Consider the following 13,843-nt stretch of genomic DNA (forward strand, 5'->3'; position numbering starts at 1 on the left):
ATTAAGGAGATTAACTATATTGTTTAATGACGTGAATTATTTCACTAACGCCATCATCTGGACGACCGGCCGGTTATCTCCAGTCAGTACCTTCTCCGCGGATCGGAGCTGCGATGAGCCGTCTCCATCCAGAAATATACCATCCTCCAGTCTGCCGTCTCCTACCTTCTCGATTATCGCATCGCGGAACTCTTGCAGCGTTCCCTTCGTGCTGCTGACAATCAAGTACAGCTTACCGTTCAGATCATATACCGCTGCCGAACGAAGACGATTGGCATCCGGTAACGGCGCTTGCTCGGTCCCGATCTGCGTCAGCCAGTTCTGATCCTGTCCTATGCCCATGCTAATTCCGCCTTGCGCCCAGAACCGTGCAGGATCCATCACCTTTAATTCGGATGCCTCGCGCACGACTTGCACGGAAAGCTTGCCCGAAACGCCATCCCAGACCAACGTTCCCCGTGCATACTTTGCATTTTCCTCACCCGCTCCGTAGGCTTCAAGTGCTCCGTTGACCGGCATCCCGTCCACAACGGCAATGCTGAGCAGCGCTTTCTCATAAAAGAAGCCGCCGTTTATCCCATAATGAGGCGACAGCGCTACATTGTTCTGAATCGAAGCCAAGGTGATGTTAGACGGGCTTGTCTGAAGGACATGAAGCTTCATCCCGTTCGCTGCCTCCAGCTCTTCATAAACGTATGCGGTAGGTGCATGAAAATCCCCCATTGGCCCGCTTTTTGCCTGAAGCGCATAGATCATGACAACTAATAGCAGACCTAACAGCAGAAACAGACCTGCCATAATACCGGCGATAATCAGCTTTCTTCTCCGATCGATAGCTGCACCAGATTGATTCTCCATTATGTACCCCGATTCCCTGCTATTCTACTCCTAATCAAACCAGCCTTTTCTGCGGAACCAGATGTACATGGACACGCCAACGATTCCCATAAACCCTAACAAGCCAAAATATCCCCAGTGCCAGCTAAGCTCCGGCATATGCTCGAAGTTCATTCCGTAGATTCCGGCCAAGAACGTCAGAGGCATGAAGATGGTTGTAATGACGGTCAGGGTTTTCATAATCGCGTTCATCCGGTTGGAGTTATAGGACATAAAGCTGTCCCTTAAGTCGGAGGTCATCTCGCGCGAGGCATCGGTCATCTCCGTCAGCTTCAGCAGATGATCGTAAATATCCCGGTAGAACGCCAAATATCCGGATAATCCCTCAATTCGTTCCGTATTCAGCGTACGGTACAGCAAATCCCGCATAGGCAGAATCGTCTTGCGAAGACGCAGCAGCCGCGAACGGATATTGAAGATTTCATCCATTGTCATCTGGTTTGCGCTTTCGCTGCCGATATCCATATCCAGCACCTGCTCCTCCAGCTCTTGTACCGCAGGGAAATACTGATCGACAAGCTCATCGATGATCATATAGGCCGCTAACAAATATCCGTCTTCGCCCACCTTGGATGCGGTTGAAATCTTGGTCCACGCATCATTAATCTCGGCCAAGTTCTTCATATGGTAGGTCACTATAAACCGGGGAGCGATAAATAAATTCACTTCCTCGACCTGCAGGCTGCGGGGCTCTACCGAATGCAGCACGAAAAAATGCGTATCATCGTAATGGTCCAGCTTCGGACGCTGGAGCAGGTGGCAGCAGTCTTCAATAGCAAGCGGATGAAAATGAAAGTAGGTATCGAGGAGCTTCGTCTCCGAGGCTTCCGGCTCGCTGAAATCGACCCAATACCAGTCCAGATCAATCTTTTTCAGATCATCCAGCGCAATGTCGTTTACCCATGTTTTTTCTTTCGTATAACCTTTAATTCGAATCATAGCTGTATCCTCCATCGTGATAAGCGATTCTCTTATTCTAACGCGTTCCGGCCATTCTGTAAAAAAGTTGCGCCGCGCAAAATAGACATGCTATCATCGGTGTCAATAAAGGAGAGTCGATCGATATGTCGAATATACGCGGACGCTTCGCTCCCACTCCTTCCGGTCTGATGCATGTCGGCAACGCTTGGGCGGCACTGCTCGCCTGGCTTCAGATCAGAAGCCAAAGCGGACAGTTCGTGCTGCGGATGGAGGATATTGACGGCCCGAGATGCCGGCGCGAGCTTGCCGATCAAGCATTGGCCGATCTTCGCTGGCTTGGCCTCGACTGGGATGAAGGACCTGACATCGGAGGCCTTTATGGCCCTTATACGCAAAGCGAAAGAATCCAGCTCTATGAAGAGGCAATGGACAAGCTGCTGGAAAAAGGAATGCTGTATCCCTGCTTCTGCAGCCGTGCGGAGCTGCTTGCCGTGGCCAGCGCACCGCATGGATTATCCTCCGAAGGTCCGACGTATGCCGGAACCTGCCGTCATCTGACACCGGAACAGCAGCTGGAACGAATGGCTGTCAAGAAGCCTTCACAGCGGTTTAAAGCTGGCGATGCTAGAACGGTCATCTTCGAAGACGGGATATCGGGTCCGCAGGCGTTCCCTCCGGGTGCGGGCGGCGACTTTGTTGTACGCCGTGCGGACGGTATAATCAGCTATCAGCTCGCTGTTGTTGTAGATGATGCGGCAATGAAAATAACGGATGTTCTTCGCGGTGCGGATCTTCTGGACTCGACACCACGTCAGCTTCTGCTCTATGAAGCGCTTGGCCAACCTGCCCCCCGCTTTGCCCATGTGCCGCTGCTGATGGGGGAAGACGGCAAGCGGCTTGCCAAACGTCATGGCGACACCTCTCTTGCGGGACTGAAGACAGCCGGTGTGCCGCCCGAGCGGATTGTAGGCTGGCTAGCCTGGCTGGCCGGGCAAACCGACCAGTTCGAGCCGCTCAGCGCACATGAGCTCGTCACACAATTCGATCAGAGCCGGATTCCCGATGAGTCTATTACCATTAATGACTCTCTGATGAAGCAATTATTCATCTAAACGGCTCAGCGAAAAACACGAGAGCTGGTTCCAGCCCTTCACGCTCGACGTGACGGCCGGAATCAGCTCTCGTGTTGTGTTCGGCATGCCTCTGTCACCGTCTCGTAGACGAGACGGCCAATGGCATTGCCTATGGTTGTCGCCGTTCCCGCATAAGCATGTACAGCCCGATAGAGCGGATTCCCGCTTACCCCGATTACAACAGCATCCGTCGTTGTTCCGGTAGCAATCCCGTTTGTCTCTGAATCGGTCAGAAACAGATCGCTAAGAGCTGCCGCCTTTGCTTCCGCGTAGGTGATAATCGCGTTGGTCATGGCCGAATCGGTCATTTGACCATCCACAAGCAACACGGTGTTAATCGTCCCTGCGGAATAGGCGGAGAACGTTGCCCGCGGGAGGCCTGCACGCGCCGCGTTACGCGTTCCTGCCGTCGTGACGCACAGCAGCTTGAAGCAGTCGCCCTCCACTTCTGCAATTGAAGCATGTGTCAGCTTCGCCGCCGTAAGCAAACCGATTGTGCGTTCGGGCGAATATCCCCATAGGCTTAACTGGCTTGCCGTATCCTTGGCAGGATCAGTGCCTGCATAATGAAGCGGAACCTTCCAGTTTACGATTACGTTCGCTTCGGCCAGACCGCCGGTATGAACGGCATTGCTTAACGTCCTTAATTGTTGGGGATGACAGATTTCCAGACGATCCTCCAGAAGCGCGATCCTCACGCCCTCCCACACCTGTGAATCATAACGTTGTCCTTGCCGGAAAGGCTGGCTCATCGGGCGCTGGATTCCCGGAATTGGGCGAGGCAGCGCTCGAGTGCTTCCAGCAGCCACTCGTTCTGGTGACGCAGCTTAACGGCAAAGCGGCAATACGATTCATCGAGGCCGATAAAATGGGAGGCATCACGGATCAATATTCCCATTCTCCCCATCTCGTACTGCAGGCTTGCGGACGTTAGCCCTGGCAGCTGAGGAAGCTGCACGAGCAAATAATTCACTTCTCCCGGTATGACCCGCAAGCCGAGCTCCTCCAGCTTCCCGATCAGCCATGGCCGTTCCTCGAGCAGCCAGTCCATCGTGCGGGCCGCATACTCCTTCTCCTCCAGCACAGCCTCCCCAATCTGCTGAGCCAAGGAATTGACGCTCCATGGAACCTGAAGTCTTCGCAATCCGGCAATCTGCTCGGGTGAGCCCACCATATAGCCAAGACGAATGCCCGGTACGGCATAAAATTTGGTCATCGACCGGATTACAAATAACCGCTCATGGACAGAAGCTTCCCGGATAAGCGTATGCTTATCCTCCTCTGGGACAAAGTCCATAAACGCTTCATCCACAACAACCGTCGCGCCGCTATAGACCAGCTTAAGCAGGAGTGACGGATCAACCAGCTGTCCGGTCGGATTGTTCGGAGAGCCAATCATATAGAAATTAGCTTCCGACTCTTGAACCATCGGTTCCGTTAAAAGAAACGAGTTATCCGAAGAAAGCATGATCGGCGTAATCGAACCGCCGGTCTTCAAGACCGCGTCCCCATATTCCGTAAAGCAAGGATAGGCCAATGCAGTAACAGATGGCTGCAAAGCCCGAACGACCAGATCAATCAGTTCAGCAGCGCCGTTCCCGATCAGGATCGACTGTTCATCGACTCGGTGCAGCCGCGCCAGCTTCGCCCGCAGCCCCCGCACGGCCGGATCGGGATAGCGGTCAATCTGTTCCGCATAATGAACCAGGGCTCGTCTTACTCCATCAGGAGGGCCAAAAGGATTCATATTTGAGCTGAAATCAATAAATTGCCGGGCCGGGAAGCCGAAGGTCTCTTCCGCTGTCCGTAAATCTCCCCCATGTCCATAGCGTTCAAGCATGGATGTTCCCCTCTTCTCATCGCTAGATTACGTGAATAGCCAGCAAACCCGCAAATAATAAGACGGCTTCCACCGCTTCGTTCAAAGCTCCATAGGTGTCACCCGTTAAACCGCCAAGCTTGCGATTCAGCCACATTGCCATTATAGATCCGGTAAGGAAGGTGAGCAGCACGCAGCCGGCCAGAACCAGCAGCGTCTCGCTCCAACGAAGACCGTCAAGCGTGGTACAAACTGCTGTCCCTAGCACGGCTAGTACAAATCCCGCTGCCACCTGACGTCGCGAAGCCAAATGAAATAAGGCCCCAATTCCTTCCCCTTGCCTTGCGTTCGGCCATCCTGCGATCGCCGCGCCCATCCACCATCTGCTCCAGACGGGTATCACCACCAGGAGGGACAACGCAAGAGGTCCTTCCCCCTGCTCCATCCATTCTGCGAGTATCGCAAATTTGAACAGCAGCAGCAGCACCGCGACAATTACGCCCATCGCGCCGACGCGGCTGTCCTTCATAATTTCCAGCATCCGCTCCCGGGACCGGTGGCTAAGCACTCCGTCGGCCGTATCCATCCAGCCGTCCAAATGCAGGCCGCCGCTTAAGGCTGTCCAGACGGCAAGCAGCAGCACCGCTGCCGGCATCGCTGGCGAGAACAAATCCAGGGCAGCAAACCCTCCTGCCAGGACAGCTCCAATGACGAGGCCAGCTGCCGGAAAATAAATGACTGTCCGTGCCAGCGTGACAGGTTCAAAGGGCACGGCTATCGGAACCGGAATCCGAGTAAGAAATTGCAGGGCTGCGGCAGCTGCCTGCCCATGACGCTTCAACGCAGACATAACCATACACCTAACACTCCAGCCATCATAAGAATACTTACCGTATACAAGAGCCGAACGGATAAGACGATATCATAAGGCACCATCGTTCTAAGCGGCCAACCCATTCTTGCCCGCTCGCTAGGCTGGCCGAAATAATAATTAAGCCCTCCCAGCTCAATCCCAAGAGCGCCGGCTACGGCGGATTCGGGGATTCCGCTGTTGGGACTTGGATGAAAGCGGGCGAAACGTCGAACCGATGACCATGACCGGGCTGCGGACATCCCTTTATTCAAGAGTGCGGCCAAAGTCAGCATCAGCCCTGTTATTCGCGCCGGAACATAATTGAGCACATCGTCCGTTCGGGCGGAACACCATCCGAAGTTTACATAAGTATTATTACGGTAACCCACCATCGAATCAAGCGTATTCGCTGCCCGATACAGCATTGCAAGCGGTGCTGCGCCAAGAAGAGCGAACAGAATAGGCGATACAAAGGCGTCCACCGTATTTTCCGCTACCGTCTCAACAGCTGCTCTGGATGCTTCGGAAGGCGTCAGATGCTCCGTATCGCGGCCCACGATATAACCAACGTATTTGCGGGCTTCCCCTATGTTATCGGCAATTAACGGACGGTAGACAAGCATCGCGGCATCCTTTAAGCCCTTAACCGCAATAGTCGTTGAGATATACCAGGCACTGACCGCATATCCTAGCCACGGATGAATCCAGGCTGCGGCTGCCGTTATTCCCCACATGCTGCCAAAGGATACGAGTAGAATGACGGCTGTCAGGAACATTCCGGTGCCCTTAATCTGCCCGGCGCTCCGACCCTCTTCCTTCCCGCGAAGAAGCTTTTCCAGCATGCGAATAAGCCGACCGATCCAGATTACGGGATGGGTCGGCCACTTCGGATCGCCGATGATCCAGTCTATCGCAATAGCTGCCGCTATCAGCAGCAGCGTTTCCTGCAGCGAATAAAAGATCATAAGCTCTCCCACCGGAACTGCAGCGCTTTAAGTTCAACCGGAATGCCAGCCGTCACAAGAAACACCTTATCCGAGACGGCAGCTATCCGTTGATTCAGCCTGCCCGCCTCGTCCCGGAATTTTCTGCCGAGCGGATAAGCCGGAACGATGCCGTCCCCCACCTCATTTGTCACGAGAACAAGCGGAAAAGCATAGTCCGCGGCTGCCGCGGTCAGTTCGCCTATCTGACGATTCAGCCATAACTGAGCCTCGTCGACGGCGGTGGATTTTTCCCGTTCCTCGGCCTCCATTAACACATTCGTCAGCCACAGCGTCAAGCAGTCCACAAGGACGACGGGAGCCTTGTCACCGCGGTTCGTTAGTTCCGAACATTCTGCAGATAGCTGCCGAAGCCGGCTTGCAAGCTCTAACGGCTCCTCGATGGTGACCCACCGGAAGCCGCCTTGCATCCGGTTTTCCTTGTGAAGCGCAATTCGTTCCGCCATTTCCTCATCCCAGATGCGGCTTGTGGCGATATATATTCCCTGCTCGCCAAGCAGGGCAGCCAGCTTCTCGGCGAAGGAGCTTTTGCCGCTTCTCGCTCCGCCCGTTATCAATATAGCCATCTGAAAGGCACCTACTCTCTGGAGACGCCTGCACTCGCGAAGGTCGCCATTTCTTGCATCAGCTTTAACGCCGCATCAACGAAATGGAAGCACAATACGGCGCCCGTGCCTTCACCAAGCCGCATGTCCAGCTGAACCATCGGTGACAAGCCCATCGACTCCAATACGACCGCATGCCCTTGTTCCTGCGACAGATGGGAGGCGAACAGATACGGCTTCGCCTGCTCTGCAAGCCGTACAGCGACAAGTGCCGCAACCGAAGAAATAAACCCGTCAATGACAACCGGGCAGCCATGTGCAGCCGCGCCAATGATAAAACCGGCTAGTCCTGCGATCTCCGCGCCGCCTACCTTGGCGAGAACGTCCATTGGATCTGAAGCATCCGGTTGATTGACTTCAATAGCCCGTTTAACGACTTCAATCTTATGGCGCCAGCCTTCGTCGTTAATGCCTGTTCCTCTGCCGACCGATAGCTCCGGCGATAATCCGGTTAATACCGTGGTAATCGCAGCGCTTGGAGTAGTGTTGCCGATCCCCATCTCTCCCGTAGCGAACAGCCGGTAACCTCTCTCCGCCAATTCTTCGGCTACTCGAACGCCGGCAAGCAACGCGCGAAGAGCTTCCTCTCCGCTCATTGCTGGTTGCTTAGCCATATTGGCCGTTCCCCGTACGATCTTGCGGCTGAGCAAATCCGGATGCTCGATATCAGCGTTTACTCCAATATCCACACAATAGACATCGGTTCCGGCTTGCCGAGCAAGCACATTCACGGCCGCGCCGCCGCTTAAGAAGTTAAGTACCATTTGCGGCGTTACTTCTTGCGGATAAGCACTGACCCCTTCCTCGCACACGCCATGGTCTCCTGCCATCACAACAACCGCTTTGCGGCTCAGATCCGGCCACAGGCTGCCTGTTATTCCGGCTATACGAAATGCAATATCCTCCAGCTTCCCCAGACTGCCCGTCGGCTTCGTCAATTGGTCGGAATGTGCCTTGGCGTCCAGCGCAGCCTGTTCATGGAAAGGCGCAATCCGTCCAATAACATGGTCCAAAGCAACCTTTAATTCATTCGCCATACGTTCCTACCCTCTCTACAGAAAATGTTCTATTTTACCTTTTCAAACAAACGGACGGTCTCCTGCTTCTTCGGCTGCAGCAGAACCTGCGGCGTTCCGGTTAACGGATGGCTAACGATAGACGCTTCCGTCTGATAGACCTCACGGATTAAAGCTGCGTTCAATACTTCAGCCGGGGAACCCGTTGCCGCGATTCCGCCTTGATGCAAGACGAGAATCTGATCGCAATACAAGGAAGCCAAATTAAGATCATGCAGCACGGCAACAACCGTCAGCCCGCGTTCTCGCTGCCACTGCCGGACGGTATCGAGCAATTGCACCTGATAGCCGATATCCAGATAGGTCGTTGGCTCATCGAGCAAAATCACTTCCGGCTCCTGCACCATAACCTTCGCCAGCGCAACCCTTTGGCGCTCACCGCCGCTAAGCTGATCGAGCTGGCGGTTAGACAACTCCGTCAGTCCCATTGAATCAAGCGCAAAGTCGATTAACGAGGAATGATCCTCCCTCTCATCCCCGAACCAGTTCTGGTAAGGAAATCGTCCCATCTCAACAACCTGGCGAACCGTAAATCCAGCCGGAGGCAGACCGCCTTGCTGCAGAACGGCTAGGCGTCTTGCGAGTGCCTTGCGGGAATAATCCGGCATGTTGACTCCGGCGAGACTGATCTCACCGGACGAAGGCTTCATTACGCCGGATAACAGCTGAAGCAAAGTCGATTTGCCAACGCCGTTAGGACCGATAATGCCATGAATACAGCCAGGCGCCAGATCGAATGAAAGGTTCTCCAGCACCGCTCGGCCATTAACCTTCTTGCTCATACGTTGAACCGAGATCATAAGAAGCCCTCCTGTCCTTTTTTGCGCCGGTACAGCAGATAAGCGAAGAATGGCGCTCCTAACAGGGCGGTTACTACGCCAAGCGGAATTTCCTTCGGAGCTAGAGCTATTCTGGCAATCGTATCGGACCATAGAATAAAGATGCCTCCGCCAATTGCAGACAGCGGAATAAGCAGCCGGTAATCCGGGCCTACCATAAGCCGGATAAGATGAGGAACAACCAGCCCGACAAATCCGATAACTCCGCTGACGGATACGGCCGCTGCAGTCAGCAGGGTCGAGCCGATCAGGACGATCAGCTTCGTCCGCTCGACCCGAATCCCCAGATGAGCCGCGTGACGCTCTCCCAGCACAAACAGATTCAGCGCTTGTCCGTAAGCAATCAGAAGCGGCAGACCGATAACCAGGCATGGAAGAACGACATATACATCCGCCCAGCTTTTCATTGCTAACGATCCCATCAGCCAGAAGAGGATCTGGTTAATCACGTCATCCGACATCGAGACCATAAACGATACAAAAGCGCCAAGGAAGGATTGAATAATGACACCCGACAGGATTAAAGTCTCGATCTGCATGACACCTCTGCTGCGCGCAAGGAAAAATACGCCGAGCAGCGTGAGCGTCCCCGTCACAAATGCAATGAGCGGTATCGTCCACTCGCCAAGCACAGCTTGATAACCGAATAATATAAGAAAAGCCGCCCCTACCGAACTGCCGGACGACACGCCTAACGTATACGGATCAGCCAGAGGATTTCGGAGCACGCCCTGAAAGCCCGCGCCGGCAAGCCCAAGACACGCACCAACAAGGACGCCAAGCAATATCCGGGACAATCTCACCTGGGTTACAATGGCGATCTCTCCGGCACTCCAATGGCTGTCTGCGTCATCGATCCAAGGAAGCTGATGCCAGAGTATCCCCCATACATCGGCAAACGATATCGTGGATGAACCAATCGACAAACTTCCTACGATAGAAACAGCAAGAAGGAGCAAGGCTGCTCCTCCATAGACCGCTAATTTTGTTTTCATCTTACTTCACAAGATCCGGATGAAGAGCCTTCGCAACTTGCAGAAGCGCATCCGCAAGACGTGGACCTACGCGTGCCGTCTCGTCGTTGCCAACCTCGAACATCTGCTTGTTCTTCACCGCGTCGATCGCTTCCCAGCCTGGACGGCTTGTAATTCCGGTCACGATTGGGTTCGGATCCTCTCCAAGATCAGGATAAAGGATAATAGCAGGATTCTGCTTGACTACTTCTTCCGCGCTCACTTCATACCAGCCAGCTTGAGCAGCGCCTACATTCGTTCCGCCCGCAATGGTCAGCAGCTCATCGAGGAACGTGCCCGAACCCACGGTCCAGCCCGGAGAGAACTCCAGGTAAACAAGCTTCTTCGGAGCGTCCTTCACCGCATCGGTTACTTGCTGCTTCACTTCGCGCATATGAGCTGCAACTTGTGCCGCTTCGGTGTTCTTATTCATAATATTACCGATTGTCTCGATTTTGGCAATCGTTTCATCGTAAGTATGCGGATCTGTCGCAAGCACCGTAATATTTAATTTGCGAAGCTGTTCTACCGCATCGGTATTCATGGTTGAAGAGGCAAGCACAAGATCGGGATTAAGAGCAGCTACCGCTTCGATATTCGTGGTCATGTCGCCAACCTTCGGCTTCGAAGCCGCTTCCTCCGGATAGTTGCTGTAGCTGTCAACGCCGGCCACTTCATTGCCCGCTCCAACCGCGTAAAGCACTTCCGTCTCGCTCGGAGCAAGGGATACCACCTTCGTTGGAGCTTTCTCGAAGGTCAATTCGGTACCGGTCGCATCCGTAACTTTAACCGGATATACCGTCTCGGACGCTGCAGCAGGACTTTCGGCAGGCTGCTCGCTTTGGGCAGGCGTCGCCGACGCATTGGCATTCCCCGTCGCGTTATTCGCGTTCCCGTTATCGGAACCGCATGCGGCCATAAAGACCAGCATGGCTGTCAGCATTACCGCCAGCATCCATTTTGTAAACCTTTTGTTTCTCTCTACCATTGTTTCTAAGCACTCCTTCTACTTTTCTTGACCGGAAAACAAAAAAGGCATTCCCGGCAAAAGTGCCGGAAATGCCGGAAGTCCCCTTGCTTGCACGCAAATAAGGACGAGTTCCCTCATTCCAACACTTCCCTAACTCCACGTAGGTACAGCGTTATGCAAACAGGCAGGTCTCCTGACTTGAAGTGTACGGGCCAGCGTCTTCCCAGATTGGAGATCCAGTGACTTATGCTGACTCGCGGGCCTAAGCTTGCTTCTTGCGAAGGCTTAGACGACTTCTTACAGTGGCGGGTCCGTGCCGGATTTGAACCGGACTTCCCTATTAAGCTTACAACGGCTGTTGCAGCACCTGTTTGACGATTATTCCATTTCAACCAACGTAACTATACCACCCGTATTCTAGAATTGTCCAGCTACTTTTCTAAGACGGGCGCCAAGCCGGATAGCGTTGCCCACAACGGATACCGAGCTGAAAGCCATAGCCGTGCCGGCCATCCATGGCTGGAGCATGCCGCAGGCGGCGAATGGAATAATGAAGGCGTTATAGATAAAAGCAAACGTCAAATTCTGCCTCACATTGCGAACCGTCAAACGGCTGATCAGCAAAGCCTCCGGTATGGCGGTCATCCTCGGCTGCAGCAAAGTGATGTGGCCAGCCGTTAATGCGGCATCCGTTCCATCCCCCATCGCAAGTCCAACATCCGCCGCGGCGAGTGCCGGAGCATCGTTCCAGCCGTCGCCGGCCATGCCAACCTTGTAATCCTGCCGCTTCAAGCGGTCGACGAGCTCTAGCTTATCCTCGGGCAGCATATTGGCAAAGACTTGCGTTGGCGTTATTCCTGCCGTCTGCGCTGCGCTCAGAGCCGGAGCCGGATGATCCCCCGTCGCCACAAGCACCGTTACGCCGGCTTTGCGCAGCCGGGAGACGGCCGATTTGGCGAAAGGCTTAACCGCATCCAGGAAGGAAATCGCCCCTATTACCCGATTATTATCCGCTACATAGAGTACGGTCTCTCCCTGCTTCTGCCGCTCCTCCGCAAAGCCGTGGACCGTTGGACTATCGAAGCTCCAATGCTTCGCTGCGGCAAATCCGGCATTCCCGATGCCCATTCTTCGCTGCTCGACGGAAGCCTCAACGCCTTTCCCCGTCAGATAAGTGAATTCGGTCGCAGCAGGCGGAACAAGACCCGCTTGCAGCGCTTCGGCGCGGATCGCGATCGCAAGCGGATGCGTCGAGCTTGATTCAACTGCTGCGGCAAGCCTCAAGAGACCTTGTTTGCTTCCCTGCGTCGTGTGGATACTGCTTACTTTTGGCTTGCCTTCGGTTAACGTGCCCGTTTTATCCAAGACAAGCATATTCAGCTGGGCCAGCCGTTCAAGGGCTCCCGCCTCCTTCACGACAATCCCTCTTTTGGCCAGATGCCGTGATGCAACAACAAGGGAGATTGGCGTGGCAAGTCCCAGCGCGCAGGGACAGGCAGCCAGCACCACGGCAACGGCACAACGGAATGCCATCGTCCAATTGCCCGGATCCGCAATCGTGACCCAGATCACAAATGTGCCTAGCGAAAGGAGTAGCATGGCGGGAACAAACCAGGCCGATACGGTATCGACCTGCCTCTGAATCACGGACTTCGACCGCTGCGCCTGCCTGACCAGATCCACAATCCGGCTTAACATGGTGGCATAGCCGGCGGCGGTTGTCCGAATGCGCAAAGTATTGCTGCCATTTTGGGTACCCGCCCATACGGAGTCGCCGGAGCGCTTGGCAAGAGGTACGCTCTCTCCTGTCAGCAAGGATTCATCCACCTCTGACTCTCCGCTTGTGATGGTCCCGTCAACGGGAATAATCTGCCCGGCCTGTACGATAACATAATCGTTCTCGCGGACAAACTCCGTCTTGATCTCCATTTCAACCCCGGCCCGCTCCACTCTGACGATCGTATTGAGCAGCTTGCTGTAGCCCGATGCATCCTGCTGCGCCCTGGAGGTGACCGACGCTTCGATAAACTTGCCGAGCAGAACAGCCGTTATGACAACGGCGGACGTCTCGAAATATAACGGCACCTCATGCGCGTATAAAGCGTCACGGTCCGCATTAAACACAAGGAAATGGCTGTACAGGTAAGCTGCGGAGGTGCCCGTTGCCACCAGCACGTCCATGTTGGTCGCGCGGGAGCGAATGGCATGATAAGCCCCGATATAGAACGGCAGCCCGATCACAAACTGGATAATGGTAGCAAGTCCAAGCTGAAGCCATGGATTAGTCAGCATGGCTGGCAATTCAATCTGGGCAAAAGGAGCCAGATGCTGCACCATAGCCGACAGCAGCGGGAGCGTCAGCAACAAGGAGATCATCAGCCGGAGCCGAAGCCGGCTTCTCTCTTTGTCGAAGCCCTCCTTCGCATTTTCCGGCAAATCCGCCTTGAACCCCAGCTTGCCGATCTGCTCCATAATAGCCGATGGCTGTATCATGCCCGGCATATATTGTACCCAGGCCGTTCGCGCCGAATAGCTGACTGCTACCGCTTCAACCCCCGGCATTTTTCCAACGTTCTTCTCTATTCTGGCCGCGCAAGCGGTGCAGCTCATCCCTTGCACGGATAAATCTATCGTTATTCCCTTATCGTCCATCGACCATCACCCGCCTTCCGCTTGTCCGTTCTGCTGCAATCGAACAAGCTCCTGCGTTAAT

At 54.4% G+C, this 13,843-nt stretch carries 13 protein-coding genes and 1 riboswitch; of the genes, 1 reads left to right on the forward strand and 12 read right to left on the reverse strand.

What is annotated here, in order from left to right:
- Positions 1-36 precede the first annotated feature (36 nt).
- Together M3194_RS00510 and corA are read right to left on the reverse strand one after the other, a co-directional pair.
- A complete protein-coding gene (locus M3194_RS00510) occupies positions 37-858 on the reverse strand; it encodes a hypothetical protein (RefSeq protein ID WP_251651081.1) in 822 nt (273 codons plus the stop codon).
- A gap of 30 nt (positions 859-888) precedes the next feature.
- Positions 889-1,836 carry a magnesium/cobalt transporter CorA gene (gene corA / locus M3194_RS00515; RefSeq protein WP_251651082.1) on the reverse strand — a complete coding sequence of 316 codons (948 nt, stop codon included), beginning with the start codon at positions 1,834-1,836 and terminating at the stop codon, positions 889-891.
- Between the two features lie 125 nt (positions 1,837-1,961).
- Here corA and gluQRS point away from each other — a divergent pair, with 125 nt between their 5' ends.
- Positions 1,962-2,930, forward strand: a complete 969-nt coding sequence (gene gluQRS, locus M3194_RS00520; RefSeq protein ID WP_251651083.1) for a tRNA glutamyl-Q(34) synthetase GluQRS — start codon at positions 1,962-1,964, stop codon at positions 2,928-2,930.
- Positions 2,931-2,992: 62 nt separating this feature from the next.
- Here gluQRS and M3194_RS00525 read toward each other — a convergent pair whose 3' ends face one another.
- The 10 genes from M3194_RS00525 to M3194_RS00570 all read right to left on the reverse strand — a co-directional run bounded on the left by M3194_RS00525 (position 2,993) and on the right by M3194_RS00570 (position 13,782).
- Positions 2,993-3,703, reverse strand: coding sequence for an adenosylcobinamide amidohydrolase (locus tag M3194_RS00525; protein ID WP_251651084.1), 711 nt, complete (start codon positions 3,701-3,703; stop codon positions 2,993-2,995).
- Entirely contained in the window at positions 3,700-4,791 is a 1,092-nt protein-coding gene (gene cobD / locus M3194_RS00530; RefSeq protein WP_251651085.1) for a threonine-phosphate decarboxylase CobD, read from the reverse strand. Before cobD ends, M3194_RS00525 begins: the two co-directional genes overlap by 4 nt.
- 22 nt (positions 4,792-4,813) lie before the next feature.
- Positions 4,814-5,620 carry an adenosylcobinamide-GDP ribazoletransferase gene (gene cobS / locus M3194_RS00535; RefSeq protein ID WP_311289162.1) on the reverse strand — a complete coding sequence of 269 codons (807 nt, stop codon included), beginning with the start codon at positions 5,618-5,620 and terminating at the stop codon, positions 4,814-4,816.
- The gene (cbiB, locus tag M3194_RS00540; protein WP_251651087.1) at positions 5,608-6,588 is read right to left on the reverse strand and encodes an adenosylcobinamide-phosphate synthase CbiB; all 981 of its coding nucleotides are present in this window, start codon (positions 6,586-6,588) and stop codon (positions 5,608-5,610) included. The genes cobS and cbiB overlap by 13 nt, the downstream gene beginning before the upstream one ends.
- Entirely contained in the window at positions 6,585-7,193 is a 609-nt protein-coding gene (gene cobU / locus M3194_RS00545) for a bifunctional adenosylcobinamide kinase/adenosylcobinamide-phosphate guanylyltransferase (protein WP_251651088.1), read from the reverse strand. The genes cbiB and cobU overlap by 4 nt, the downstream gene beginning before the upstream one ends.
- Before the next feature lie 11 nt (positions 7,194-7,204).
- Positions 7,205-8,269: a nicotinate-nucleotide--dimethylbenzimidazole phosphoribosyltransferase gene (gene cobT, locus M3194_RS00550; protein WP_251651089.1), complete on the reverse strand. Its 1,065-nt coding sequence runs from the start codon at positions 8,267-8,269 to the stop codon at positions 7,205-7,207.
- A gap of 29 nt (positions 8,270-8,298) precedes the next feature.
- Entirely contained in the window at positions 8,299-9,108 is an 810-nt protein-coding gene (locus M3194_RS00555; protein WP_251651090.1) for a heme ABC transporter ATP-binding protein, read from the reverse strand.
- Positions 9,105-10,142: a FecCD family ABC transporter permease gene (locus tag M3194_RS00560; protein ID WP_251651091.1), complete on the reverse strand. Its 1,038-nt coding sequence runs from the start codon at positions 10,140-10,142 to the stop codon at positions 9,105-9,107. The genes M3194_RS00555 and M3194_RS00560 overlap by 4 nt, the downstream gene beginning before the upstream one ends.
- Before the next feature lies 1 nt (position 10,143).
- Complete coding sequence (locus M3194_RS00565) at positions 10,144-11,148, reverse strand: ABC transporter substrate-binding protein (RefSeq protein WP_251651092.1); 1,005 nt, start codon at positions 11,146-11,148, stop codon at positions 10,144-10,146.
- Between the two features lie 148 nt (positions 11,149-11,296).
- Positions 11,297-11,516, reverse strand: a riboswitch (cobalamin riboswitch).
- Positions 11,517-11,547: 31 nt separating this feature from the next.
- The gene (locus M3194_RS00570) at positions 11,548-13,782 is read right to left on the reverse strand and encodes a heavy metal translocating P-type ATPase (RefSeq protein ID WP_251651093.1); all 2,235 of its coding nucleotides are present in this window, start codon (positions 13,780-13,782) and stop codon (positions 11,548-11,550) included.
- Between the last annotated feature and the right edge of the window lie 61 nt (positions 13,783-13,843).

It is taken from the genome of Paenibacillus glycanilyticus, from assembly GCF_023715145.1.
GTDB lineage: Bacteria > Bacillota > Bacilli > Paenibacillales > Paenibacillaceae > Pristimantibacillus > Pristimantibacillus glycanilyticus_A.